General features: G+C 59.6%; 24 protein-coding genes. 11 read left to right on the forward strand and 13 right to left on the reverse strand.

What is annotated here, in order from left to right; genetic code table 11:
• Nucleotides 1-34 precede the first annotated feature (34 nt).
• The 4 genes from lpxO to ACJ8J5_RS14890 all read left to right on the forward strand — a co-directional run bounded on the left by lpxO (nucleotide 35) and on the right by ACJ8J5_RS14890 (nucleotide 7,610).
• Entirely contained in the window at nucleotides 35-940 is a 906-nt protein-coding gene (lpxO, locus tag ACJ8J5_RS14875; RefSeq protein WP_025304427.1) for a lipid A hydroxylase LpxO, read from the forward strand.
• Nucleotides 941-1,243: 303 nt separating this feature from the next.
• Nucleotides 1,244-2,164, forward strand: coding sequence for a kdo(2)-lipid IV(A) palmitoleoyltransferase (gene lpxP, locus ACJ8J5_RS14880; protein ID WP_016930250.1), 921 nt, complete (start codon nucleotides 1,244-1,246; stop codon nucleotides 2,162-2,164).
• A 113-nt stretch (nucleotides 2,165-2,277) separates the two neighbouring features.
• Complete coding sequence (locus ACJ8J5_RS14885) at nucleotides 2,278-2,973, forward strand: CTP synthase C-terminal region-related (seleno)protein (protein WP_414104547.1); 696 nt, start codon at nucleotides 2,278-2,280, stop codon at nucleotides 2,971-2,973.
• A gap of 698 nt (nucleotides 2,974-3,671) precedes the next feature.
• The gene (locus ACJ8J5_RS14890; RefSeq protein ID WP_414104548.1) at nucleotides 3,672-7,610 is read left to right on the forward strand and encodes a non-ribosomal peptide synthetase; all 3,939 of its coding nucleotides are present in this window, start codon (nucleotides 3,672-3,674) and stop codon (nucleotides 7,608-7,610) included.
• 43 nt (nucleotides 7,611-7,653) lie between these two features.
• Here ACJ8J5_RS14890 and ACJ8J5_RS14895 read toward each other — a convergent pair whose 3' ends face one another.
• Both ACJ8J5_RS14895 and ACJ8J5_RS14900 read right to left on the reverse strand, forming a co-directional pair.
• Nucleotides 7,654-8,343, reverse strand: coding sequence for an LrgB family protein (locus ACJ8J5_RS14895; RefSeq protein ID WP_004936833.1), 690 nt, complete (start codon nucleotides 8,341-8,343; stop codon nucleotides 7,654-7,656).
• Nucleotides 8,336-8,758 (reverse strand): CidA/LrgA family protein, encoded by a 423-nt coding sequence (locus ACJ8J5_RS14900; protein ID WP_004936830.1) that lies wholly within the window; start codon nucleotides 8,756-8,758, stop codon nucleotides 8,336-8,338. The genes ACJ8J5_RS14895 and ACJ8J5_RS14900 overlap by 8 nt, the downstream gene beginning before the upstream one ends.
• Before the next feature lie 140 nt (nucleotides 8,759-8,898).
• Here ACJ8J5_RS14900 and ACJ8J5_RS14905 point away from each other — a divergent pair, with 140 nt between their 5' ends.
• Nucleotides 8,899-9,786, forward strand: a complete 888-nt coding sequence (locus ACJ8J5_RS14905; protein ID WP_025304429.1) for a LysR family transcriptional regulator — start codon at nucleotides 8,899-8,901, stop codon at nucleotides 9,784-9,786.
• A 76-nt stretch (nucleotides 9,787-9,862) separates the two neighbouring features.
• On the opposite strand, the gene ACJ8J5_RS14910 is transcribed toward ACJ8J5_RS14905, so the two are convergent.
• The 5 genes from ACJ8J5_RS14910 to ACJ8J5_RS14930 form a co-directional block, all read right to left on the reverse strand.
• Nucleotides 9,863-11,512 carry a Na+/H+ antiporter gene (locus tag ACJ8J5_RS14910; RefSeq protein ID WP_033636184.1) on the reverse strand — a complete coding sequence of 550 codons (1,650 nt, stop codon included), beginning with the start codon at nucleotides 11,510-11,512 and terminating at the stop codon, nucleotides 9,863-9,865.
• A gap of 197 nt (nucleotides 11,513-11,709) precedes the next feature.
• Complete coding sequence (locus tag ACJ8J5_RS14915) at nucleotides 11,710-13,071, reverse strand: NCS2 family permease (RefSeq protein ID WP_025304431.1); 1,362 nt, start codon at nucleotides 13,069-13,071, stop codon at nucleotides 11,710-11,712.
• Nucleotides 13,072-13,388: 317 nt separating this feature from the next.
• Complete coding sequence (locus tag ACJ8J5_RS14920; RefSeq protein WP_193402389.1) at nucleotides 13,389-13,796, reverse strand: VOC family protein; 408 nt, start codon at nucleotides 13,794-13,796, stop codon at nucleotides 13,389-13,391.
• Between the two features lie 47 nt (nucleotides 13,797-13,843).
• Nucleotides 13,844-14,512: a glutathione S-transferase family protein gene (locus tag ACJ8J5_RS14925; protein ID WP_197836277.1), complete on the reverse strand. Its 669-nt coding sequence runs from the start codon at nucleotides 14,510-14,512 to the stop codon at nucleotides 13,844-13,846.
• On the reverse strand, nucleotides 14,509-14,952 hold the full coding sequence (locus ACJ8J5_RS14930; RefSeq protein WP_334273866.1) for a lipocalin-like domain-containing protein: 444 nt from the start codon (nucleotides 14,950-14,952) through the stop codon (nucleotides 14,509-14,511). The genes ACJ8J5_RS14925 and ACJ8J5_RS14930 overlap by 4 nt, the downstream gene beginning before the upstream one ends.
• 196 nt (nucleotides 14,953-15,148) lie before the next feature.
• Between ACJ8J5_RS14930 and bhsA the strand changes: the two genes are divergently transcribed.
• Entirely contained in the window at nucleotides 15,149-15,409 is a 261-nt protein-coding gene (gene bhsA / locus ACJ8J5_RS14935) for a multiple stress resistance protein BhsA (RefSeq protein WP_025304435.1), read from the forward strand.
• 149 nt (nucleotides 15,410-15,558) lie between these two features.
• Nucleotides 15,559-16,308 (forward strand): 3-oxoacyl-ACP reductase family protein, encoded by a 750-nt coding sequence (locus ACJ8J5_RS14940; protein WP_025304436.1) that lies wholly within the window; start codon nucleotides 15,559-15,561, stop codon nucleotides 16,306-16,308.
• Nucleotides 16,309-16,356: 48 nt separating this feature from the next.
• On the opposite strand, the gene ACJ8J5_RS14945 is transcribed toward ACJ8J5_RS14940, so the two are convergent.
• Nucleotides 16,357-16,833, reverse strand: a complete 477-nt coding sequence (locus tag ACJ8J5_RS14945; protein WP_060434693.1) for an Rrf2 family transcriptional regulator — start codon at nucleotides 16,831-16,833, stop codon at nucleotides 16,357-16,359.
• A 157-nt stretch (nucleotides 16,834-16,990) separates the two neighbouring features.
• Here ACJ8J5_RS14945 and ACJ8J5_RS14950 point away from each other — a divergent pair, with 157 nt between their 5' ends.
• Nucleotides 16,991-17,371, forward strand: a complete 381-nt coding sequence (locus tag ACJ8J5_RS14950; protein ID WP_060434695.1) for a hypothetical protein — start codon at nucleotides 16,991-16,993, stop codon at nucleotides 17,369-17,371.
• An 11-nt stretch (nucleotides 17,372-17,382) separates the two neighbouring features.
• A complete protein-coding gene (locus ACJ8J5_RS14955; protein WP_060434750.1) occupies nucleotides 17,383-18,078 on the forward strand; it encodes a class I SAM-dependent methyltransferase in 696 nt (231 codons plus the stop codon).
• A gap of 48 nt (nucleotides 18,079-18,126) precedes the next feature.
• Here the strand turns inward: ACJ8J5_RS14955 and ssb1 are convergent, their stop codons facing one another.
• Nucleotides 18,127-18,660 carry a single-stranded DNA-binding protein SSB1 gene (gene ssb1 / locus ACJ8J5_RS14960; protein ID WP_063988542.1) on the reverse strand — a complete coding sequence of 178 codons (534 nt, stop codon included), beginning with the start codon at nucleotides 18,658-18,660 and terminating at the stop codon, nucleotides 18,127-18,129.
• A gap of 277 nt (nucleotides 18,661-18,937) precedes the next feature.
• Here ssb1 and uvrA point away from each other — a divergent pair, with 277 nt between their 5' ends.
• On the forward strand, nucleotides 18,938-21,766 hold the full coding sequence (gene uvrA / locus ACJ8J5_RS14965; protein WP_147823175.1) for an excinuclease ABC subunit UvrA: 2,829 nt from the start codon (nucleotides 18,938-18,940) through the stop codon (nucleotides 21,764-21,766).
• Between the two features lie 229 nt (nucleotides 21,767-21,995).
• The gene (locus ACJ8J5_RS14970; RefSeq protein ID WP_043139692.1) at nucleotides 21,996-23,048 is read left to right on the forward strand and encodes an NAD(P)-dependent alcohol dehydrogenase; all 1,053 of its coding nucleotides are present in this window, start codon (nucleotides 21,996-21,998) and stop codon (nucleotides 23,046-23,048) included.
• Nucleotides 23,049-23,080: 32 nt separating this feature from the next.
• Here ACJ8J5_RS14970 and maa read toward each other — a convergent pair whose 3' ends face one another.
• The 4 genes from maa to ACJ8J5_RS14990 form a co-directional block, all read right to left on the reverse strand.
• Nucleotides 23,081-23,638, reverse strand: a complete 558-nt coding sequence (maa, locus tag ACJ8J5_RS14975) for a maltose O-acetyltransferase (RefSeq protein ID WP_147823173.1) — start codon at nucleotides 23,636-23,638, stop codon at nucleotides 23,081-23,083.
• Between the two features lie 151 nt (nucleotides 23,639-23,789).
• On the reverse strand, nucleotides 23,790-24,143 hold the full coding sequence (locus ACJ8J5_RS14980; RefSeq protein WP_025304442.1) for an MmcQ/YjbR family DNA-binding protein: 354 nt from the start codon (nucleotides 24,141-24,143) through the stop codon (nucleotides 23,790-23,792).
• A gap of 4 nt (nucleotides 24,144-24,147) precedes the next feature.
• On the reverse strand, nucleotides 24,148-24,564 hold the full coding sequence (locus ACJ8J5_RS14985) for a secondary thiamine-phosphate synthase enzyme YjbQ (RefSeq protein WP_004936779.1): 417 nt from the start codon (nucleotides 24,562-24,564) through the stop codon (nucleotides 24,148-24,150).
• 126 nt (nucleotides 24,565-24,690) lie between these two features.
• A complete protein-coding gene (locus ACJ8J5_RS14990) occupies nucleotides 24,691-25,884 on the reverse strand; it encodes an amino acid aminotransferase (protein WP_049195296.1) in 1,194 nt (397 codons plus the stop codon).
• Nucleotides 25,885-25,953 lie beyond the last annotated feature (69 nt).

Here is a 25,953-nt window from a genome sequence, read left to right on the forward strand (position 1 = left end):
GAATTTTTAACAAGCACCAACAGGGATGGATTCTATGGTTGCCGCGATCATTATCGGCATTTTTATCATCAGCTTCCTCTACGCACACTCCCGCGGCAAAGAGAAACAAAAGCTTACCCGCCAACTGTTCGATCACTCCACCTTTATGGGGCCGATCAACATGTTTATGACCGGCTTCTCCCGTTTGCCCGCCAAACAGCCCTATTTCGACGAAAAAGGCTTCCCGGAGCTGCAGACGCTGACCGACAACTGGCAGGTGATCCGCGAGGAAGCCGTGCGCTTGCAGGATCACATCAAAAAGGCGCAGTCGCACAACGACGCCGGATTCAACACCTTCTTCAAGCGCGGCTGGAAACGTTTTTATCTGAAGTGGTACAGCGACAGCCACCCTTCGGCGCAAACGCTGTGCCCGAAAACCGTCGAGCTGCTCAACCGCATCCCGTCGGTCAAGGCCGCGATGTTCGCCGAGCTGCCGCCCGGCAGCCATTTAGGTAAACACCGCGATCCTTACGCCGGCTCGGTGCGCTACCATCTGGGGCTGATGACGCCCAACGACGATCGCTGCTTCATCGAGGTCGATGGCGAGCAGCACAGTTGGCGTGACGGCGAGGCGGTGATCTTTGATGAAACCTACGTGCACTGGGCGCAGAACGCCACCGATCAGACGCGCATCATTCTGTTTTGCGACGTCGAACGGCCGATGAAATGGCGCTGGGCGCAGGCGGTCAACCACTGGGTCGGCGCCACGCTGATGTCGGCAGCCAGCTCGCCGAACGACGATCAGGACCGCACCGGCGGCATCAACCGCATCTTCAAGTACGTCAACGCAGTGCGCGATGCCGGCCAACGCCTGAAAGCGCGCAACCGCCGTGGTTACTACCTGCTGAAGTGGCTGGTGATCGTCGCTATTTTCGCCGCCATCATCCTCCCCAGCCTGTAAACCGTCGCCAATCGTCAACACAGGGGCAACGCGAATGAGAATATTCGCATGCCCCTCTTCCGCCACACCCCGTACCCTGTGTTAACATACACGTTCCTAGAGCCGCCTCCGCTGGCCAACAGCTATCCCTCCGAAGCCTGATAGCAGCGCAAACCGCCCTTCGAATGTAAATGTTTAGTCAATTATGGAATTCCGACTAAACCCTGGCCGTACCTGGGTGTCTGAGTAGTCGTATCGCTATCGAGTGGAACCTTTATATGCGTTACAGCTTGCTGCCCCTTTTAACGTATAAAAAGAGTTTCTATGAAATCAGCCAAAGCATTTCAACTGGCCTTGCTGCACCCGCGCTACTGGTTAACCTGGTTCGGCCTCGCCCTGCTGTTCCTGCTGGTCCAGCTCCCCTACCCGTTGCTCAATCGGCTGGGAGTGTGGATGGGGCGTACCTCGATGCGATTTCTCAAACGCCGCGTCACCATCACTCGTCGCAACCTCGAGCTGTGTTTCCCCGAGATGGACGAAGCGCAGCGCGAGCGCAAGGTGGTGGGCAACTTCGAATCGCTCGGCATGGGCCTGTTGGAAACCGGCATGGCCTGGTTCTGGTCGGATAAACGCGTCAAACGCTGGTTCAACGTCTCCGGCATCAACCACCTCAAAATGGCGCAGCGCGACGATCGTGGCGTGCTGGTGATCGGCGTGCACTTCATGTCGCTGGAGCTGGGCGGCCGGGCAATGGGCCTGTGCCAGCCGATGATGGCGATGTACCGTCCGCACAACAATAAAGCGATGGAGTGGGCGCAGACCAAAGGCCGCATGCGTTCCAACAAGGCGATGATCGACCGCAAAGATCTGCGGGGCATGGTGCACGCGCTCAAGCGCGGCGAGGCGGTATGGTTCGCGCCGGATCAGGACTACGGCCCGCGCGGCAGCGTATTCGCCCCGCTGTTCGCCGTCGATCAGGCCGCTACCACCAGCGGCACCTTTATGCTGGCGCGCATGGCCAACCCGGCGCTGGTGCCGGTGGTGCTGATCCGCCGCGAAGGCGGCCGCGGCTACGACCTGCTGATCCAGCCGGCCCTGGAAGACTATCCACTCAGCGACGAACAGGCGGCGGCGGCTTACATGAACAAAGTGATCGAGAAAGAGATCATGCGAGCGCCGGAGCAATACATGTGGCTGCACCGCCGTTTCAAAACCCGACCGGCTGGTGCGCCCTCGCTGTACTGACCTTTTTTTTCAGCCCGGCCAATGCCGGGCTTTTTTGTGCGCCACCTTTAAAAAACGGCGGCTCGACACTCTACTTTCCTGTAATCTCCTTCTTTACCCGCACAGGAACGGAAATGATGAAAGCTCAAGTTCGCATTGCTCTGGTCGGTGATTACAACCCGCAAGCCGTGGCCCATCAGGCCATCCCCGTGGCGCTCCAGCTCACCGCCGCCCATCTCGATATTGACGTGCAGCCCCAGTGGCTACCGACCGAAACCTTGATCTCCCCCGAAACGCTGCAAAATTTCGACGCCATCTGGGTGGTGCCAGGCAGCCCGTATCGTTACGATGACGGCGCCTTTATGGCGATCCGTCATGCGCGGGAAAACGACGTGCCGTTCCTCGGCTCCTGCGGTGGTTTTCAATACGCCATCGTCGAATACGCCCGCAACGTGATGGGCTGGCACGACGCCGGCCATGCGGAAACCGACAGCGGTGGCCGGCTGGTGATCGCCCCGCTGAGTTGCTCGCTGGTGGAAAAAACCGGCGACATCGTTTTTCAGCCCAAGACCCGCGTCGCGCAGGCCTACGGCAGCCTGAACACCCATGAAGGCTACCACTGCAACTTCGGCGTGAATCCGGAATTCGTCGCCGATCTTAAGCGCTTCCCGCTGATGATCAGCGGCCACGACACCGAAGGCGACGTGCGCGCCATCGAACTGCCGGGCCGGCGTTTTTACGTCGCCACGCTGTTCCAGTCGGAACGCGCCGCGCTGCGCGGCGAGCTTTCACCGCTGGTGGTGGAACTCGTCAAAACCGCCGCCAGCTAACTCGCTCTTTCCTCCCCACATACCGGGGTACTGCGGCGCAACGAGACACCGTTCGCGTTGCGCCTTTTCATGTCGAATTTCAATCAGCGACAACGCCTTCCATTATTATCTCATTAAAGTTAATCAATTAATCATCCAATAACAGATCATTCATCTCAGTTTAATTTAATCGTCATACTAACATGGCCGTTAACCGCAAAATTAACGATTGAAGAAATACATAAAGTGGCAATAAACGTTACTTTCATTATTTCGCTTAGAATAATATATGATAAGAAATTCTTTATAATTTTTTATGATTCAGTCTGTTGTCCCAGCCAGAGAAGCGAAAGCCCATATTCCCCCCAATAACTGCTCTATCTTCCGCAACCAGTTATCGTCATACTTCCTTATACCAACAAAAAATAAAATACATCAAAAACAGTTGGATAGATAAACACACATTAACCAAATCCTCGTAAAAACAGTAATCCACGATTGGCAGCCTATAAAAAACAGCAAGAAAATCAGATTAAAAATAAATGATATCGAAATAATTAATTAAAAAATCACTACAAATGTAATAATTTAGCTGAACTATTAAAAATATTTAATGTAAAACCGGGCTAATTTAAAAACCACCTTTTATAATGTTCGAGTACTTGGCTACGACTCACTTTATTTAATTCGCTTAATTCCTTATTTTTGGAGGTGGTTCCGTGTCCGCTTATTCCCTGACGACCGTGCAACAAGCCGTGTGGCTAGATCAATCTTTAAACCCCGACATACCCTTATATAACGTTGGGTGTTTATGGCGCGTAGAGCGCGAGATTTCGCTGCCGCTGTTTCAAGAGGCCATACGGCAAATACAGCAACAACATGATGCGCTGCAAACCACGCTGAAAGAAACGCCGCAAGGCATTACTCAGGAACCCCGCGACCGGGCCTATATCGACCTGCACTACCACGATTTTTCGCGCAGACAGGATGCCGTCGGCCAAGCGGAAGCGCACCTTCGCTCTCAATTCCTGCAGCCTTATTCACTATATGACGGCCTGCTCTGGCGCTGCCATCTGGCCAAAATCGGCGAATCCAGCACGCTATGGCTGCTGGCTTCCCATCACCTGATTGCGGACGGCACCTCAATTTCTCTGCTGAGCAAAATGATCATGGAGCGCTATAAACAATTAAAAATAGGGGTAAAAAACGAATCCCCCCGCTCACGTTACCAAGACTTCGTCACCAGCGATCGAACCTATCAGCAATCGCCACGCTACGAGCGCGATCGTGATTTTTGGTTGGAACGCTTCATCAACTCGCCCCCTTCCATGCTGGAGCGCCGCCAAAATCACTGTGAGCAGCAAACCTACCCCAGCAGCCAGATAATCAAGCGGCTGCCACGCGAGCGTTTCCTTCAGTTGGAGCAATACGCCGCCGCACAGGGCGGTTCTGCGATGCATTTTTTGAGCGCTCTGCTAGCCACGTGGTTCGCCCGGATTTGGCAAACCGATCAATTCACGCTGGGCGTGCCGGTACATAACCGCAGTACCGCCGAACATAAGCAAACGCTGGGCATGTTTTCCTCGATGATCCCACTGCGCATCACGGTCGATTCGCAGCAACCCTTCGGCCACTTACTGCGGCAAATCGGCAGTGAGCTGCGCCAGTGCTATCGCCACCAGCGTTTCCCCATTGCCGAACTCAACCGCCATCTGAATCTGCATCAGCAGGGGCGGCGCCAGCTGTTCGATATCAGCTTTTCACTGGAAGTTTTCCCGACCGACATCGAACTGGAAGGCAGCCAGTTCAAGGTTGAAAACCTGCACCACGGTCAGGAACAGTTGCCCCTCGGCATCTACCTGCGCCATTACCATCCGGGTGACGATCCGCTGCTGGAGTTCAACCTCAATCAGGCCTGGTTCAGCCAGGAAGACGGTGAACGCATCGCCGCACGCATACTGCACCTATTGGACACGCTGCTGGATGGCGATCCGGCGCTGCCGCTGGGGCAGTTACCGCTGCTGTTGCCACAGGAAAGACAGCAAATCTTTCATCAATGGAATGACACCCAACAAACATGGGCAGACATGCCGCAAGGCATACATCAATTCCTGGAACGACAGGCCGCGCTGACGCCGGAGGCGCCGGCGCTGTGCTACGAAAACCTCGAGATCAGCTATCAACAGCTGAATCAACAGGCTAATCGATTGGCCGCCTTTCTCCGGCTGCAGGGCTTACAGCCTGACGATCGCATCGCGGTATGCGTCAGCCGCAGCCCGGAGATGGTGATTGCCCTCTACGCCATTCTGAAGGCTGGCGCCGCCTACGTACCGCTCGATCCCGACTATCCACAGGACCGTCTACGCCACATGCTGCAAGATTGCGGCGCCAGATTCGTTCTGATCGACGATGGCGGCGAACACGCGCTGCACCCGCTGCGCGATATCGCCGTACCACGGTTACATCTGCAGCGTGAAAGCTACCTGTGGAGACAAACGCCGGATGGCAACCCACCGCCGCTGGCCGCCGATCTGCAGCGCAGCCTGGCTTACGTGATCTACACCTCCGGTTCAACGGGAAAACCTAAAGGGGTGATGAACGAACACCGCGGGGTGATCAACCGCTTACTGTGGATGCAACAGGCTTATCCACTGACGCCGGATGATGTTGTGCTGCAGAAAACGCCGTTCAGCTTCGACGTCTCTGTCTGGGAATTTTTCTGGCCGATGATGGTCGGCGCCCGACTGGCCATCGCCAAACCTGGCGGTCACCAGGAACCGGATTATCTCAGCGCCTGCATCGCACAACACGGCGTCACCACGCTGCATTTCGTTCCCTCGATGCTACAGCTGTTTTTACGCCACGGCGATATGGCGCAGTGCGCTCCCCTGAAACGCATTATGTGCAGCGGCGAAGCATTGCCGCTCGCCACGGTACAACGCTGCCTGCAGCAGTTGCCGCAGGCGGAACTGCACAATCTCTACGGCCCGACAGAAGCTGCCGTTGACGTTTCCAGCTGGCAATGCCTGCCCGATGATCCACGTCCCTTGGTACCGATCGGTAAACCGATTGCCAATACCCAGCTCCACATTCTGGATGACCAACTGCAGCCGTTGCCGCCTGGCATCGCCGGCGAATTGCACATCGGCGGTATTCAGGTTGCCCGTGGCTATCTGAACCGCGCAGAGCTGAGCGCCGAGCGATTTATCGCCGATCCCTTCAGCCCTGAGCCACAGGCTCGCCTGTATAAAACCGGCGATCTGGCTCGCTGGCTGCCGGATGGCAACATTGAGTATCTGGGCAGAAACGATTTCCAGGTCAAAATCCACGGTCTGCGTATTGAGTTAGGTGAAATCGAGCAGCTGCTCAGACAGTATCCGGGCGTTGAAGACGCTGCCATTCTGACACGGGAAGACGAGAGCGGCGGCAAGCGTCTGATAGCCTATGTCGTCGCCCCTGAGCAAGGCGCCGGAGCCACCGAATGGCGTCGGCAATTGCAGCAGCATCTGCCGGACTTTATGGTGCCATCCTGTTTTATCCGGCTTGATGCTTTCCCGCTGTCGCCCAACGGCAAACTGGATCGCAAGGCTTTACCGGCACCTGCCAACATGCTGGAAACCGCCGCTTATGAGGCCCCGCAAGGCGAGCTGGAACTGCAGCTTGCCGAACTGTGGAGCGAACTGCTCGGCACAACGCGCATTGGCCGTGACGATGACTTCTTCGCGCTGGGCGGCCATTCGTTGCATGCCATTCAACTGCTGGTCAAACTCAAGCGATATGGGCATTCGTTAGGCATTAAAACGCTGTTTGCTCACCCGACGCTGCGCGGTCAAGCCCGTATTATCACCGACGGCGTCCCCGCAACGGCTCCCGTCACCTCAGAGCCTTTGCAGCAGTTGTTGACGCGTCTGAATCAGGCCAGTTTTACCTTTAAACAGGTAGAGCGCCTGAACCATGCTATCAGCCCCGACAGCGTCTGGATGATCCACCCTGCCGTCACCGGTTGCGATGTTTACCGCGATCTGGCGAACTATTTGGAAAAGGATTTCAATGTGTTAGGCATCAACAATTACAACCTGTTTCAGCAACCACACATCTCTTCACTGCGCGAGCTGGCGTCGTATTACCTCGGCCATATGCGGCTGTCGCTGGCGCGCCCCGTGCGTCTGTTGGGTTGGTCGCTAGGAGGGCTGATCGCACTGGAGATGGCTGCTCAACTGGAAAGCCAGGGCTATCGCGACATCCAGCTGTTCCTGCTGGATACTTTCTACCGAACCCCGTTCCAAATTCGCAGCGAGCCGGGCATGCTGGCGGCGATGCTGGCCATGTTGGGTATTGACGGCGAGGCCGCCGAGCGGGCCTTAAAGGCAGAGCCGACGGAGCTGGCATTGGCGAAGCAAACGCTCAGCGCACCGTTGCAACATGCCCGCATCACGCTGTTCAAAGCGACCGAACATGCAAACCTGAATATCACCGGCCTGGGTGATGAGCGGGAACTGCTGGCGATTGCCGACAATGGCCTGTCGGCAATCAGCCAACATCTGCAGGTGCATCCGCTGGCCTGCAACCATCACTCTATTATCTTCAGCCACGAGGAAATAGGACGCGCCTTGCGACAGTCGTCGCGCACGCCGGCGATGCTCGGCAATCTTCCCTGACGCTATACGGTCTGCGGCGTTGTTCGCTGCAGACCGCCCCCTCTTACCACATCAGCCGGCCGATCAATGGCGCGGCCACGACCGTAATGATGCCGGCCAGCATCATCACCAAACTCGACACTACGCCCTCCTGCGGCCCCAGCTCATAAGCGCGAGCGGTGCCGGCACCGTGCGACGAGGCGCCAAATCCGGCGCCCTTCGCCAGACGGCTGCGCACCGCCAGCCGCAAAAACAAAATATCCCCCACCGCCATGCCGAACACCCCGGTGATCACCACGAACAGCGCCACCAGATCCGGCTGCCCGCCCATCTGTTTGGCGGCCTCCAGCGCGAACGGCGTGGTGATCGACCGCACCGCCAGGCTGCGCTGCACCTCTTCCGGCAACGTCAGCAGGCGCGCCAGCCACACCGAGCTGTACACCGCCACCAGCACCGCGGTCGTTACGCCGGCGGTCAGCGATAGCCAGTGGCGGCGGATGATATGCAGGTTCTCATACACCGGCACCGCGAAAGCGATGGTTGCCGGCCCCAGTAGCCACAGCAGCCAGTGAGTTTCACCAATATAGTCCTGATAGGAGATGTGGGTGACCACCAGCAGCAGCACCAGGATCATTGGCGTCAGCACCAGCGGCATCAGCAACAGCGTGCGCCGGCGGCGATACAGCTTCTTGTTGGCGAAGTACAGCGCCAGCGTCGCCAGAAAACAGGCCAGGCTAAGGATAAAATCATTCATGACGCTGCTTCCGACGCTGCAGCCAAATCTCCAGCCGATACACCCTGTCCACCACCAGCCCGGTGGCGCCCAACGTCAGCATGGTGCTGACCGCGATCACCAAAAAGATCTTCCAGCCCTCGACCATCAACAGCTGGGCATAGTTGACCACCGCCACCACCGCCGGCACGAAAAACAGCAGCATTTCCGCCAGCAGCCAGCGGGAGCCGGCCTTAACCCAGCTCAGCGGCAGAATGCGCAGCAGGATTAGCGCCAGCAGCATCAACATGCCGACGATATTGGCGGGGAGCGGCAGGTGGAATTGTTGCACCAGACGATCGGCGATCAGGAACAGCGCCGCATACAACGCCACCTGAATCGGCACCTGCAAGCGGGTCAGCAGGGAGGGGGCAACGCGGCGTAACGCCAGAGACATGAAAGATGACCTCAAACAATAAATTAACGGCCTACAGTATACGCAGCCGGGAAACCACGCCTGAAATGAATTAAAATTATCGACATCATGCCGTCCGGGAATAGTTTCCCGCCGGTAGCGTCCCCAAGGAGAACCCTAACGTGGATGTCCGCACCCTGCGCTACTTCGTTGAAGTGGTGCGCCAGCAAAGCTTCACCCGCGCTGCGGAAAAACTGTTCGTCACCCAGCCCACCATCAGCAAGATGCTGCGGCATCTGGAGGAGGAGCTGGAGTGCACGCTGCTGATCCGCGAAGGCCGCAAACTGCGCCTGACCGACAGCGGCCAGGCGGTGTATCAGCGCGGCCTGACGATCCTCGACGAATTCCGGCAACTGGAGGCGGAGCTGGAAGACATCAGCTCGGTGAAAAAGGGCGTGCTGCGGCTGGGCATTCCGCCAATGGTGGGCAGGCAGATCGCCGATCTGATCCGCCGCTTTCGCCAAACCTACCCCGGTATCGAATTGAAGATTTCCGAGCTGGGCGGGCTGTCGGTCGAACAGGCGGTGATGTCCGGCGAACTGGATCTGGCGATGACGGTGTTACCCTTCGATTCGGAACAGCCGCTGACCTTTCTGCCGCTGCTGGGCCATCCGATGTGCGTAGTGGCGCCGCGCACGCCGCAGTGGCTCAACCGCACCCGCATCAATATCGCCGAATTGGCCGACAGCCCGATCCTGATTTATAACGAAGACTTTGCGCTTTACAAGATGCTGATGAAGGCGTTTCGCCAGGCCGGTTTTGAACCGCAAATCGCGGTGCGCAGCGGCCAATGGGACTTCCTCGCCTCGATGGTGCAGGCCGGCGTGGGCATCGCCATGCTGCCGGAGCCGGTTTGCCGCTGGCTGGACAAGGAAAACCTGGTCTGGCTGCCGCTGGAGCCGCGCATGGAGTGGAAAATCGGCCTGATCTGGCGTCAGGGCAGCTACCTGTCGCACAGCGCGCAGGCCTGGATCGCCTGCTGCCGCGACTATTGGCCGCCGCTCAAGTAGCCAAAAAACAAGGGCCGCACAGGCGGCCCTTCAGGACAGAAATAAAGAGGAAAAACGTTAATTCCTCCTCTGAGGTTTAGCCTTCGCGCTCGATCAGCAGCGCTTCGAGCAGGTCGAGATCGTGCAGCAGTTTTTGCAGCGTCTCGTTGCTGATTTTCTGCGTGGCGCGCAGATGGTACAGCTCGCCGCGCTCGGCGCGCAGCGCCGTCAGGCGGAAACGCCGCTCGAGGTTTTCCATCGCCAACGCATTCTCGATATCGTCTTTCGACGCGATGCGCCGCCGCAGCATGCCCGTCACCCGCGAGCTGACCTCTTTCAACACCTGCGGGTCGAGGTTTTCTTCGGTATCGGCAACCAGGCGCTCTTCCATTTTATTCACGCTTTCGATCGCCACCTCGGCCGCCATGGCGATCGCCATGCGCTCTTCCTGCTTGCTGGCGCTCTTGTCGGCCACCTGCACGCCGCGCAGCAGCAGCGGCAATGCCAGCACGCCGACAATCAGCGACAGCAGGATCACCCCGGCGGCGATAAACACCAGCTGATAGCGCGCCGGGAAGGCGGTGCCGTCACTTAGCAACAGCGGTATCGACAGCACGCCGGCCAGGGTAATCGCCCCGCGCACCCCGGCGAACGACGCCACCCACAGCTCACGCGTGCTGTAGTCGCCAAACTGCAGCGGGCGCTTTTTCATAAAGCGGTTGCTGGCCTTCTTCATCACCCACAGCCAGGTGAAACGCAGCACCAGCAGCGCGGCGTAGATAGTGGCCACGTCGGCGAACAGGTACCAGGTCTGGATGGTCGGATCCAGCTCCGCCTGCAGGATAGAGGTTTCAAGAATGCCCGGCAGCTGCAGGCCCAACATGATGAACACCATGCCGTTGAACACGAACTCCAGCATCGCCCATACGCTGTTGGCGCGCAGGCGCATCGCCAGCGGCGCGTTGCGGATCACGCCGGATTGGCTGATGGTCATCCCCGCCGCTACCGCCGCCAGGATGCCGGAGACGCCGATGTGTTCGGCGATCAGGTAAGAAGCGAACGGCAGCAGCAGCAGGAATACGATTTGGGTCGCCGGATCGTCGCCGCTCCAGCGGCTCATCACCCGCAGCGATTTACTGTAGGTCCAGGTGACCGCCACGCCGGCCAGCAGGCCGCCGATCGCCACTTTGAGGAACTCGAGGGTCGCGCCGCCCACGGTGAACACCATGGTGCCCATCGCCACCGCGATGGCGAATTTGAGCGATACCAGGCCGGACGCGTCGTTCATCAGCGCCTCGCCCTCGAGCACGCCCATGATCGGCTTGGGAATCCGCCCTTTGCCGACGATGCCGGACAGCGCCACGGCATCGGTCGGCGACAGCACCGCCGCCAGCGCGAAGGCCGCCACCAGCGGAATGCCCGGCACCATGGCGTAGATCAGATAACCGACGCCGACCACGGTGATCAGCACCAGCACCAGCGCCAGGCCGAGAATTTCACGCCCGTGATGCAAGAACTCGCGCGTCGGCGTTTTCCAGCCGTCGGCGAACAGCAGCGGCGGGATGAACAGCACCAGGAACAGTTCGGGATCAAAGTCGACGTGCAGCCCGAAATGCGGCCAGGCCAACAGGGCCCCGATGGCGATTTGCATCAGCGGCAGCGGCACCTGGAACGGCAACATGCGCGTCACCACCCCGGACAGGGAGACCACCAGGATCAAAATGAGGATTGTAAAAAAGATTTCCATGCTTTCCTTAGACTCTACGATTCAGACGACATCGGCTCAGGGCCTGCGTTGGTCCCGATAGTAGATCACTTTTTTTACAGCCGTTAAAGCTTGTTGTGCCTTTCAAAACGCGGTGCAGAGCAGAAGAAGACTTATCTTAAGAAGGGAATTGCCGTCACAGGCTCCCCCGCCCGATGGGCGAGGGAAACCCAAGAGGCTTAAATCGCCCAGCCGCCGGCGTAGAACGCCACCAGCGCCACGGCGATCAGCACGGTGCCGATGTTCAACTTGCGCCATTCGCCGGAGAAGATGCGGCCGATGACCAGCGAGCTGAAGCCCAGCATGATGCCGGTCACGATGTTGCAGGTCAGCACGATGAACACCGCGCACAGCAGGCCGGCCATTGCGTCGACGAAGTCGTTGAAGTCCAGCTTGGTGACGTTGCTCAGCATCAGCAGGCCGACGTACATCAGCGCCGGCGCGGTGGCGTAGACCGGCACCAGATAGGCCAGCGGCGACAGGAACAGGATCAGCAGGAACAGGATGCCGACCACGGTGGCGGTCAGGCCGGTTTTGCCGCCCGCGGCGGTGCCGGCAGCGGACTCGATGTAGACCGCGGCAGGCGCGGCGCCCACCAGGCCGGAGAAGATGCTGCTCAGGGAATCCGAGGTCAGCGCCTTGCCGCCGTTGATGATCTGCCCGTCTTTATCCAGCAGGTTGGCCTGCCCGGCCACCGCGCGGATGGTGCCGGTGGCGTCGAACACCGCAGTCATCACCAGCGCCAGCACGCTCGGCAACACCACCGGCTGCAACGCGCCCATGATATCCAGGCTGAAGATCAACGATTTGCCGTCAGCGTCCGCCAGGCTCGGCATGGCGAACAGCCCCTGGTATTTCACCGCCGGATCGACGATCAGGCCGATGATGGAAATGGCGATGATCACCAGCAGAATGCCGCCGGGCACGCGCAGCTTCTCCAGGCCGAAGATCACCGCCAGGCCGACCAGCGTCATCACCACCGGGAAAGAGGTGAACGCGCCGAGCGCCACTGGCAAGCCATCCAGCGGGTTCTTCACCACCAGACCGACGCCGTTGGCGGCGATCAGCAGCAGAAACAGACCAATACCGATACCGGTGCCGTGCGCCACGCCCATCGGCAGGTTGCGCAGGATCCAGGCGCGGATGCCGGTGACCGAGATGACGGTAAACAGCACGCCCATCACGAACACCGCGCCCAGCGCCACCGGAATGCTGATGTGCTGGCCCAGCACCAGGCTGAAAGCGGTGAAAGCGGTCAATGAAATCGCACAGCCGATGGCCATCGGCAGGTTAGCCCACAGCCCCATCAGCAGCGAGCCCAGCCCGGCCACCAGGCAGGTGGAGACGAACACCGCCGCCGGCGGGAAGCCCGCTTTGCCCAGCATGCTCGGCACCACGATCACCGAGTACACCATCGCCAGGAAGGTGGTCAGTCCCGCCACCACTTCCTGTCGCACGCTGCTGCCGCGTGCGGAAATTTTAAAATAGCCATCAAGCCCGCCGGTTGGTTTTGCGGCGTGGTTCGCTTGAGAGTTCGACATAGGTTACTTCCCCTGTGTTTCATGAATCGGCCCGTCGCAGCAGGCCTGTCATCTCGCCCGCGCCCGATCGTCACGTAATCGTTTACGTCACGTTCCGCTTCCTTGCCCTTCCGTCGCACCGCCAACGGCAATGCGCACCAAGGCAAACGTTTAACTCGCAGCGCGCGGTACGGGTAATTTATGGTGGTTTATTCAAGGCAAACGATTATCCTGCCTTCCATAGCGTCTAATCAACTAAAGATCGCGGCAATTTATGCAGAAAGTGGCGAGAATGGCGTCTGCACGATAAAACCGGGGCGAGGGACGCCCCGGCGAGATTATTGCGCCTGTACCGCAGCGGGATCCATATACATCAATTCCCAGATATGGCCGTCCAGATCCTGAAAGCCGTGGCCGTACATCATGCCGTAGTCGCGCGGCTGATGATAAGTGTTGCCGCCGCCGGCGATCGCCTTGCGCACCAGTTCGTCCACCGCCGCCCGGCTGGGTTGCGACAGGCATACCAGCACTTCGGTGGCCTGTTTGGCGTCGCCGATCGGGTTCGGGGTAAACATCCTGAATTTGTCATGGGTCAGCAGCATCACGTAAATCGTGTCGCTGACCACCATGCACGCGGCGGTATCGTCGGTAAATTGCGGGTTGAAAGCGAACCCCAGGTGGGTGAAAAACGCCATCGAGGCGGGCAGATCGCTGACGGGCAGGTTAACGAAGATTTGCGTAGCCATAGGCTACCTCCGATGAAGAATGACCCCATCGAGTATAGCCCATCCGCTTAACTCAGCAGGTCGTAAGGGCCGCCCTGCTCCAATGCCCGCTGGTAGGCGGGCCGGGCATGAATGCGCTGCAGGAAGCCGCGCAGTTTCGGGCAATTGTCCAACGCGCCGCGCGCCGCCATCGCCTCCAGCGGGAAGCTCATCTGAATATCCGCCGCGCTGAAATCGTTGCCGACAAACCAGCTGCCCTTGTTCAGGTGCTGTTCGAGGTATTCGCAGTGCGGCGCGATCTGTTTGTCGAGGTATTCGCGCTGCACGCCCTTGCCGATCGCGCCGGCCATCGGCCGCAGCAGCCAGGGGATCGGCGGCTGGCCAAGGCGGCTGAACACCAGCTTCATCACCAACAGCGGCATCAGCGATCCTTCGGCGTAGTGCAGCCAATAGCGATACTGCTGGCGCGCGTGGAAGTCGGTCGGCATGAACATGCCCTGCGCGTCATAGGCTTCCTGCAAGTATTCGATGATGGCGCCGGATTCCGCCAGCGTCAGATCGCCGTCGACGATCACCGGCGATTTGCCCAGCGGATGGATCTTTTTCAGCGCCGCCGGCGCCAGCAGGGTCTGCGGATCGCGCTCGTAGCGTTGCACCTGATAGGGCACGCCCAGCTCTTCCAAAAACCACAGAATGCGCTGCGATCGCGAGTGGTTGAGATGATGAACAATGATCATGACGAAGCCCCTGTCCGCTGCCACACCAGTTCGCCAACCTGCACGCCGTTGCCGAGCGGCAAGGGCACCGTGCGCAACGTCAGCCGATCGCCGCTGAAAGCGTAAAAACGCACCTGACGGCTGCCTACCCAATTGGGGAACGAACAGCCTTCGACCTGATGCACCACCCGCTGTTCGCTTTCCTCCACCTGATAGTGGCCGAAGTAGCAAATCATATTGATGAAGGCGGCGCGGATCTCCCGCTCAGACCCCTGCGTCAAATCGTCGGCGGCGAAACGCGGCCGCACGGCGCTATACAGCTGCGCCGCCATCGTGCCGTTGGCCTCATAGTGGATGCGCCCCAACACCTGCTCGCCCAGCGGGTAATTCAGCTCGCCGTTCTGGTTTTTGAACACCGACGACACCAGCGCCCAGCTGCCGATAAACGCGTTTACCGTCATTACGCTTCTCCGGTTAAAGATCCTCTGTAAAGGGTAGTGGCGATTTTTACCGCGCGCCAGCGGGTGAAAAAACAATCAGTTTATTTGACAGAGATACTCAAAACTCTCCGATTTTTTATTCACACCCGGTGCACTACTATTTAACACATCGAGAGGCAACGGGCTCTCACCTAACAAATACTCTGAGGAACACATCATGAAAAACGTCAAAATTTTTGCTACCGCTGCGCTGCTGGCTACCGCTTCTTTCGCTACCTTCGCCGCTGACCTGCCTTCCAGCCAACCCGCTGCAGACGCCCAAAAAATCGGCGTAGTCTCCGTTAGCGGCGCCACCAACCTGAGCGCGCTGGAAAGCGAACTGGCCAGCAAAGCCGCCGCGTCGGGCGCCAGTTCCTACCGCATCGTCGCCGCCGGCGGCCAGAACAAACTGTACGGCACCGCAGAAATCTTCAACTGATCGTCGAACAGCCAACCGACGGAAGAAAGAAGCCCCGCAAGGGGCTTTTCTCGTTGTGGGCAGGCAAAGCTCTTTGTGAACAGTGGCCGCCGGACATTTCACCGATACTGGGAATAACGCCTTACCCTCACCCACTTTGGAGAAATAACATGACCACAGCACATCCTCTGCAAGGCAAAGTCGCATTCGTCCAGGGCGGCTCACGCGGCATCGGCGCCGCCATCGTGAAACGGTTGGCGAGTGAAGGGGCCGCGGTCACCTTTACCTACGCCGCCTCGGCCGATCGCGCCGAAGCGGTGGCAAGCGCCGTTACCGCCGCCGGCGGCAAAGCCCTCGCCATCAGGGCCGACAGCGCCGATGCGGCGGCGCTGCAGCAGGCGGTGCGTCAGGCCGTCAGCCACTTCGGCAACCTGGATATTTTGGTGAACAACGCCGGGGTGTTTACACTGGGCAGCACCGAAGCGCTGGCGCTGGACGATCTGGATCGCATGCTAGCGGTCAACGTGCGCAGCGTGTTCGTCGCCAGCCAGGAAGCGGCGCGCCACATGAATGACGGCGGGCGCATCATCCACATCGGCAGCACCAACGCCGAGCGTGTGCCGTTCGGCGGTGCGGCGGTGTATGCGATGAGCAAATCGGCGCTGATCGGCCTGACCAAAGGCATGGCGCGCGATCTCGGCCCGCGCGGCATCACCGTCAATAACGTGCAGCCCGGCCCGGTAGACACCGAGATGAACCCGGACGCCGGCGAATTCGCCGATCAGCTCAAGCAGCTGATGGCGATCGGCCGCTACGGCAAAGATGAAGAGATCGCCAGCTTCGTCGCCTACCTCGCCGGCCCGCAGGCGGGTTACATCACCGGCGCCAGCCTGAGCATCGACGGCGGCTTCTCGGCGTAACCATTCTTCGATGCAAAAAGCCCCGCAAGGGGCTTTTTTAATGGCGAATTACGCTTCGGTACCGTCGCCGTCAATGCAGACCACCGCGCTTTCGTTCGTCCCCACAGGGAAATGGCGGTCAAAGCGATCCTTCAGATCCTCCAGGGTGATTTCGGCAAAGCGCGCCAGCAGCGCCTGCTCGGCCTCATCCAGCACGTTGCCCAGCGCCTGATTTACCGCCGCCTCCACCGCACATTCCGGATGCTGTTCCCCACCGCCGATGGCGAACAACTGCTTAACGCCCACCGCCCGGTAGATATCGAGCAGGCTGATGTTCCGCAGATCGTCGGCGATACGCCACCCTCCGTGATGGCCCTTTTCCGACGCAACGAAACCGGCATCACGCAGGCCGGCCAAGGTGCGTCTGACGACGGCGCTGTTGGTGCCCAGCATCGCGGCGATCTGTTCCGAGGTGTAAACCCCCTTGTGGCGCGCCATATGCAGTAACACGTGCAGCATGCGCGAAAGCTTGTTGTCCTGACGCATTCCCATCTTCCTTTCAGCTCAGCATATTCTCGTATCTTACAATGATACGAAAGATTGACAACGGCGAATATCACGTGCTTTTATAGGTTACATGAAATAACCGGCGTTCTCTTGGGCGCTGAAAACCCATTGCACCATGACCTCGTAAGGAATAATGATGACTCCCGTATCGGCTTCAGATCTCTCGGTATGCCTGATGATCGCGCTGGCGTCGGCCAGTATTTCCATGACCCTGACACAAACCGAACTCTTCACGGCGCTGCGGGCCTGGGCGGCGCGCAAAAATGCCCTGCTGGGCCATTTGTTCCAATGCTTTTACTGCATGAGCCACTGGGTGGTGATTGCAGGAATGCTGGTTTACCGCCCGGCGCTGTTGCACAGCGGCATCGGCCCGATCGATTGGGTGATGACCGCCTTCATCGTGCTCACCGTCACCACCTTTATCAACGGCCTGCTGTTTAAAGTATTTCAGGCGGCTGTGCGCACTCATGTGATGAAACACGAGGCGCAGCACATGTTGAATTCGCATGAGCAGTGATGAGGCCGCGCATGAACCAGAACACCAATGACATTTTCAACGGCGAATTCTCCCGCCGGTATGACGCCGGCAACGCGCGCTTCAATACGATTAGTGACAATCTTCACTTTTTGATTGTGCTGCTATTGAAGGATTTGCCCGTCAATGCTCACATCCTGTGTGTTGGCGTAGGAACCGGTACCGAGATGATCCATTTGGCCCGCCAGAACCCGAGCTGGCGTTTCACCGGCGTGGATCCTTCCGCCGACATGCTGGCGGTGTGCGCTGCCAAGCTACGGCAGGCGGAGATTGGCGAACGCTGCACGTTGGTGGAGGGCTATCTGCAGGATCTGCCGAGCGTGCCAGATTACGACGCCGTACTGTGTCTGCTAGTGACCCATTTTATTCTCGATGACGCGCGTGGCGACCTCTATCGCCATATGGCGTCACGGTTAAATACCGCAGGCCGGGTGGTGATTGCGGAAATTTCCGGTGATACGACGGCGGCGGATTTTGACCAGCACCTGGCCAGCTGGGCCGCCATGCAGTCTCTTGACGGTCAAACTCCGCGCACGCCGGTTGAGCTCCGAGCCCAGTTGCAGCAACGGCTGTTGCTGCTGCCGCCGGAACGCACCGAACGGTTGATCGCCGAAGCCGGATTTTCTCCGCCGCAGCGTTTCTTCCAGTCGTTGCTGATCCACGCTTGGACGGCCCGTAAATCGGCATAAAAAAACCCCGCCTAAGCGGGGTTTTTCGCGATCTTTTCCAGGCGAACCTTAGAACGGAATATCGTCGTCGAAATCCATTGGTGGTTCGTTGCTGCTGGCCGCCGGAGCGCTGTTCTGCGCCGGGCGAGACTGCTGCTGGCCGCCGCTGAACTGGTTGCCGCCCTGTGGCTGCTGAGGCTGGCCCCAACCGCCCTGGCCGCCGGCAGATTGACCGGCCGGTGCGCCGCCGCCCTGACGGCCGCCCAGCATCTGCATGGTACCGCCAACGTTAACCACCACTTCGGTGGTGTATTTTTCCACGCCGGACTGATCGGTCCATTTACGCGTCTGCAGGGAGCCTTCGATGTAGACCTGAGAGCCTTTACGCAGGTATTCGCCCGCCACTTCGGCCAGTTTGCCGAACAGCACGACGCGGTGCCACTCGGTCTTTTCTTTCTGTTCGCCGGTCGCCTTGTCACGCCAGCTTTCGGAGGTCGCCAGGGTAATGTTGGCCACTGCGCCGCCGTTCGGCATGTAACGGACTTCTGGATCCTGACCCAGATTCCCGACCAGAATTACTTTGTTTACGCCTCTGCTGGCCATGAGCACTTCTCCCGATGATTGATTTCTACACAGTATAAACGCGTCAGTTTACCACGCTGAGTACGAAACCACACCCGTGTTGATAAGTGCGAATTGCATTCCAGAATTGTCTTTTCGATCGACCTTGTTGCATTCTCATACTGGATATTCATTCAGGTTTTTTTGTGTCATAATTATGCGTTTCGACCTGGCTGTGCCGGTTTTTTGCGAGATCCATCACAAAATCCCCCGCAAAAATCGCGACAGGCGCGGTGTATCATCAAGACGGGAAGTGTAAATGGACAATATCGAAGTTCGTGGTGCTCGAACCCATAATCTGAAAAACATCAACCTGATCATCCCGCGTGACAAACTGATCGTCGTCACCGGCCTGTCCGGTTCCGGCAAGTCTTCGCTGGCTTTCGATACGCTGTACGCCGAAGGGCAGCGGCGCTATGTCGAATCACTCTCCGCCTATGCGCGCCAGTTCCTGTCGCTGATGGAAAAACCGGACGTCGACCATATTGAAGGCCTGTCGCCGGCGATCTCCATCGAGCAGAAATCCACCTCGCACAACCCGCGGTCCACGGTCGGCACCATCACCGAGATCCACGACTACCTGCGCCTGCTGTTCGCCCGCGTCGGCGAGCCACGCTGCCCGGATCACCATGTGCCGCTGGCGGCGCAAACCGTCAGCCAAATGGTCGATAACGTGCTGAGCCAGCCGGAAGGCAAGCGCCTGATGCTGCTGGCGCCGGTAGTGAAAGATCGCAAGGGCGAGCACACCAAAACGCTGGAAAACCTGGCCGCCCAAGGCTATATCCGCGCGCGCATCGACGGTGAAGTGTGCGATCTGTCCGATCCGCCGAAGCTGGAGCTGCAGAAAAAACACACCATCGAAGTGGTGGTCGATCGCTTCAAGGTGCGCGACGACATGGCGCAACGCCTGGCCGAATCGTTCGAAACTGCGCTGGAGCTGTCCGGCGGCACCGCGGTGGTGGCGGACATGGACGACGAAAAAGCGGACGAGTTGCTGTTCTCCGCCAACTTCGCCTGCCCGATCTGCGGCTACAGCATGCGCGAGCTGGAACCGCGCCTGTTTTCCTTCAACAACCCGGCCGGTGCCTGCCCGACCTGCGATGGCCTGGGCGTGCAGCAGTTCTTCGATCCGGAGCGCGTGGTGCAAAACCCCGAGCTGTCGCTGGCCGGCGGCGCGATCCGCGGCTGGGATCGCCGCAACTTCTACTATTTCCAGATGCTGCGTTCACTGGCGGAGCACTATGAGTTCGACGTCGAAGCGCCGTTCAACACCCTGAGCGCCGACGTACAGAAGGCGGTGCTGAGCGGCTCTGGCAAAGAGTCGATCGAATTCAAATACATCAACGATCGCGGTGACACCACCGTGCGCCGCCATCCGTTCGAAGGCGTGCTGCACAACATGGAGCGCCGCTATAAAGAGACCGAATCCAGCGCGGTGCGCGAAGAGCTGGCGAAGTTCATCAGCAACCGCCCTTGCGCCTCGTGTCACGGCACCCGTCTGCGTGAAGAAGCGCGCAACGTGTTCGTCGAAGACACCACGCTGCCGGAAATCTCCGATCTGAGCATCGGCCATGCGATGACCTTCTTCCAGAACATGAAGCTCAGCGGCCAGCGCGCCAAGATCGCCGAGAAAGTGCTGAAAGAGATCGGCGATCGCCTGAAATTCCTGGTGAACGTCGGCCTGAACTACCTGTCGTTGTCCCGTTCGGCGGAAACGCTCTCCGGCGGTGAAGCGCAGCGTATTCGTTTGGCCAGCCAGATTGGCGCCGGCCTGGTGGGCGTGATGTACGTGCTGGATGAGCCGTCGATCGGCCTGCACCAGCGCGATAACGAACGCCTGCTGGAAACGCTGATCCACCTGCGCAACCTCGGCAACACAGTGATCGTGGTGGAGCATGACGAAGACGCCATCCGCGCCGCCGACCACGTGATCGACATCGGCCCCGGCGCCGGCGTGCACGGCGGCCAGGTGGTGGCAGAAGGCACCGTCGACGACATCATGGCGCAGCCGGAATCGCTGACCGGCCAGTTCCTCAGCGGCAAGCGCGAGATCGCCATTCCCGCGCAGCGTGTGCCGGCCGATCCGACCAAAGTGTTGAAGCTGAGCGGCGCGCGCGGCAACAACCTGAAGGACGTGACGCTGACGCTGCCGGTCGGTCTGTTTACCTGCATCACCGGCGTGTCCGGCTCCGGCAAATCGACGCTGATCAACGATACGCTGTTCCCGATCGCCCAGCGCCAGCTTAACGGCGCCACCATCGCCGAGCCGGCGCCGTTCCGCGAAGTGACCGGCCTGGAACATTTCGACAAGGTGATCGACATCGATCAGAGCCCGATCGGCCGTACGCCACGCTCCAACCCGGCCACCTACACCGGTATCTTCACCCCGGTGCGCGAGCTGTTCGCCGGCGTGCCGGAATCGCGCAGCCGCGGTTATACGCCGGGCCGCTTCAGCTTCAACGTCAAGGGTGGGCGCTGTGAAGCCTGCCAGGGCGACGGGGTGATCAAGGTCGAAATGCACTTCTTGCCGGACATCTACGTGCCGTGCGACCAGTGCAAGGGCAAGCGTTATAACCGCGAAACGCTGGAAGTGAAGTACAAGGGCAAGAGCATCCACGAAGTGCTGGAGATGACCATCGAAGAAGCGCGTGAGTTCTTCGACGCGGTGCCGGCGCTGGCGCGCAAGCTGCAAACCCTGATGGATGTCGGCCTGTCCTACATCCGCCTCGGCCAGTCGGCCACCACGCTCTCCGGCGGGGAGGCGCAGCGCGTCAAGCTGGCGCGCGAGCTGTCGAAACGCGGCACCGGCCAGACGCTGTATATCCTCGACGAACCGACTACCGGCCTGCACTTCGCCGATATCCAACAGCTGTTGGCGGTGCTGCATCAGCTGCGCGATCAGGGCAATACCATCGTGGTCATCGAGCATAACCTGGACGTGATCAAGACCGCCGACTGGATCGTCGATCTGGGGCCGGAAGGCGGCAGCGGCGGCGGCGAGATCCTGGTCGCCGGCACGCCGGAAACCGTGGCCGAGTGTGAAAAATCGCACACCGCGCGCTTCCTGAAACCGCTGTTGAACAAGTAATATCGCCAACGTGCGGGCCGTCGTTCAGGCGACCCGCACGCTGACCCGTTTCATTGCAATCAAACAGAAACGGGCAAGATTTCGACATTTTCAGGCATTTCCCTCCGCACTCACCGCTTTTATCATCAATGTTCCCTCGGCGGCCGCCCTGTCTGATTCAGGCCGCATCTTACCGGCACTCCGCTGCCGGCCAAGCGTTGTCCCCCCTACATTGATAACTGGAGCGACCATGAACATTACCCATGCCTATGCCGCGCATGATGCGAAGTCTGCGCTGGTGCCTTTCGATTACCCACCCCGCGCCCTGCGCGACCACGATGTGCAAATTCAGGTGTTGTTCTGCGGTGTCTGCCATTCGGACCTGCATCAGGCTCGCAACGAATGGAGCAATACGATTTACCCGGTAGTGCCGGGCCATGAAATTGTCGGGCGCGTCAGCGCCGTCGGCGGCCATGTCTCGCGTTACCGGGTCGGCGATCTGGTCGGCGTCGGTTGCATGGTGGATTCCTGCCGCAGCTGTCCGAGCTGCGATGAGGGGTTGGAACAGTATTGCGAGAACGGCTTTACCGGCACCTATAACGGCCAGGATCGCCAGACCGGCGCCGTCACCTATGGCGGCTACTCCACCAATCTGGTGGTAGATCAGGACTTCGTGCTGCGCGTGCCGGAAAATCTCGATCCGGCCGGGGTCGCGCCGCTGCTGTGCGCCGGCATCACCACCTATTCGCCGCTGCGCCAGTGGGGCGCGGGGCCAGGCAAAAAGGTCGGCATCGTCGGCCTCGGCGGGCTGGGGCACATGGGCGTCAAACTGGCGCGGGCGATGGGCGCGCACGTGGTGCTGTTCACCACCTCGCCGTCGAAAATCGAAGACGCCAAGCGCCTCGGCGCCCATGAAGTGGTGATTTCGCGCAACCCGGATGAGATGGCACAGCACGTTAATAGCTTCGACTTCATCCTCAACACGGTAGCGGCTCAGCACGATCTGAACCCGTTCCTCAACTTGCTGCGCCGCGACGGCACCCTGACGCTGGTCGGCGCGCCGGAGCACGATCATCCGTCGCCGCAGGTGTTCAACCTGATCATGAAGCGCCGCCGCATCGCCGGTTCGCTGATCGGCGGCATCGCGGAAACGCAAGAGATGCTGGACTTCTGCGGCCAACACGGCATCACGTCCGATATCGAGCTGATCCCGATGCAGCAAATTAATGAGGCCTATGAGCGCATGCTGAAAAGCGACGTGAAGTACCGCTTCGTGGTGGATATCGACTCGCTGCGAGCCTGATGACAGCGGGCGCCCGGCGGCGCCCGTTTTTTTTATAGCTGCTTGATGACCCTGGCCGGGTTGCCGCCCACCACGCAGTTGGCCGGCACGTCTTTGGTCACTACCGCGCCGGAGGCCACGACCGCATTATCGCCGATGGTCACGCCCGGATTGATCACCGCGCGCCCGCCGATCCACACGTTGTTGCCAATCTTGACCGGCTTGCCGAACTCCGCGCCGCCGGCGCGGGTCTCGGCGTCCAGCGGATGGGTGGCGGTGTAGATATGCACGCCCGGCGCCAGCAGGCAGTTGTCGCCGATATGCACCTCGCACACGTCGAGGATCACGCAGTCGAAATTGGCGTAGAAGTTCTTGCCGAGATAGATGTTATAGCCGTAGTCGCAGCGGAACGTCGGCTCAATGGTGCCGCCCTGATAGCCGCCCAGCAGCTCGTCCAGCCATTGTTTGCGCAGCTCGCCCTCTTCCGGCGAGGAGTGGTTATAGCGATGCGTCAACTGGCGCGCGCGCCGACGTTCGCTGCGCAGCAGGTTATCACCGGCGTCGTACAGCTCCCCGGCGATCATCTTGCGCTTTTCTTCGCTGATGGCCATGTCGGCCTCCTTAATCTTATCCGCGTTTCTTGAATGCCCAAGCGTAGCCGTTTTTTCTGACGACAAAAAGGGAACGTTCCCAATTTAAAGCCGCGATCACGATTTAACACGAAAAAGCAGGAGAAAAACGGGCGGTGCCGCCGCCCGGCAATCAGGCGCGCAGTTCCTGGCGCACGTGTTCGGGCAGGCCTTCCACCACCAGCTGATAGGAGCTGTCGATCAGCGTATAAAACTGCGAGTTCGGCAGGTTGCCGTCGAGAAACACCGTATTCCAGTGCGCCTTGTTCAGGCCGTCGCAGGCGACGATCTCCGGGTGGTGCTCGCGCAGGCTTTCCGCCAGCTCCGGGCTGGACTTGATTGCCAGCGCCGGCCGCCCTTCGACCTCGCACACCATCGCGAACATCACGTCGCCCACCTTGATCTGGCTGGCCTGCCACTGGTTCTGGTCGCTCTGCTCCGCGCCCGGCTTCGCCATGCAGTACTCCAGCAATGCGCTGTTATTCATTGGGTTATTCCCCCTGTAATGTGGCCACAATACGGCGTGCTCCGCCGTGGATGCGGTGCTCCCCCAGCCAGATGCCCTGCCATGTGCCCAACATCAGCCGCCCGTGCCTGACGGGCAGCGTCAAGGAAGCGCCCAGCAGCGAGGATTTGATGTGCGCCGGCATGTCGTCCGGCCCTTCGTAGTCATGCTGATAGGGTGCGTTTTCCGGCACCTGGCGCAGGAAATGCTGCTCCATATCGGCTCGCACCGTGGGATCGCAGTTCTCGTTGAGCGTCAGCGAGGCCGAGGTATGCTGCAGCAACAGATGCAGCAGGCCGGTTTGCAGGCGGTGTAAGTGGGTTAACTGGTTGACGATCTCGTCGGTAACCAGATGAAAGCCACGCGCTTTTGCGCTGAGGATTAGCGTTTGCTGATGCCACATGAGTGAGCGCCCCTCAATCAGTATATTCTCTCTCCGGTTTGCGGCAACTTCGGCAGCGCGCCGGCAATAAAAAAGGAGCGATATCGCTATCGCTCCCCGATGAACGTCCGTTCAGACTAACAGGCGTTACTGCACCGCGGCAAACGCCTCGGCCACCTGACGCACGTTGTTGTGGTTCAGGCCGGCCACGCACATGCGGCCACTGTGGATCAGGTAGACGCCGAACTCTTCACGCAGGCGATCGACCTGCGCCGCGCTGAAGCCGGTGTAGCTGAACATGCCGCGCTGAGCCAGCAGGTAATCGAAGTTGCGCTGCGGCAGCGCGCTCTTCAGGGTGTCCACCAGCGCGTGACGCATCTCGAGAATGCGGGTACGCATGCTCTCCACTTCGTCCAGCCATTGGGTTTTCAACTGGGCGTCGTTCAGCACCTTGGCCACCAGCTGCGCGCCGAAATTCGGCGGGCTCGAGTAGTTGCGGCGCACGGTGGCCTTCAGCTGGCCCAGTACGCGCCCGGCCGCCTCTTCGCTTTCGCACACCACCGACAGGCCGCCGACGCGCTCGCCGTACAGCGAGAAGATCTTCGAGAACGAGTTGCTCACCAGGCACGGCAGGCCGGCCGCCGCGATGGCGCGAATGGCGTAGGCGTCCTGCTCCATGCCGCCGCCGAAGCCCTGATAGGCGATGTCGAGGAACGGAATGATTTCACGCTCGGCGATCACCTTGACCACCTCATCCCACTGGGCAGGGGTCAGGTCGGAACCGGTCGGGTTGTGGCAGCACGGGTGCAGCAGCGCGATGCTGTGCTTCGGCAGCTGTTTCAGCGCGGCGAGCATGGCGTCGAACTTCACGCCCAGGCTTTCGCTGTCGAAATACGGATAGGTATTCACCTTGAAACCGGCACCGCTGAAGATGGCGACGTGGTTTTCCCAGGTCGGATCGCTGACCCACACCTGCGAATCCGGGAAGTAGCTTTTCAGGAAGTCGGCACCCACTTTCAACGCGCCGGAACCGCCGACGGTCTGAATGGTGGCGATACGCCCCTGCTGCAGCATCGGGTGCTGCGCGCCGAACAGCAGTTGCTGGATGGCGGAACGGTAGGGTTGCAGCCCTTCCATCGGCAGGTATACCGAGGCGCCGTGCTCGACGCTGTTCAACTGCGCTTGCGCCGCAGCGACCGCCCGCATCTGCGGAATGATGCCCTGCGCATCGTAGTACAGGCCGATACTCAGGTTTACCTTGTGCGCGCGCGGGTCTTGTTTGAATTTTTCCATCAGCGACAGAATGGGATCGCCGGCATAGGCGTCAACGTTCTGGAACACGGGGTTTTTCTCCTGGTTTATTTATTGTGGTTTGGGCACAGCGTTACGTTCCTAATATAGACGGAAAAC

Source organism: Serratia sp. CY43202, assembly GCF_052168755.1.
In the GTDB taxonomy this organism is placed as follows: Bacteria; Pseudomonadota; Gammaproteobacteria; order Enterobacterales; family Enterobacteriaceae; genus Serratia; species Serratia bockelmannii.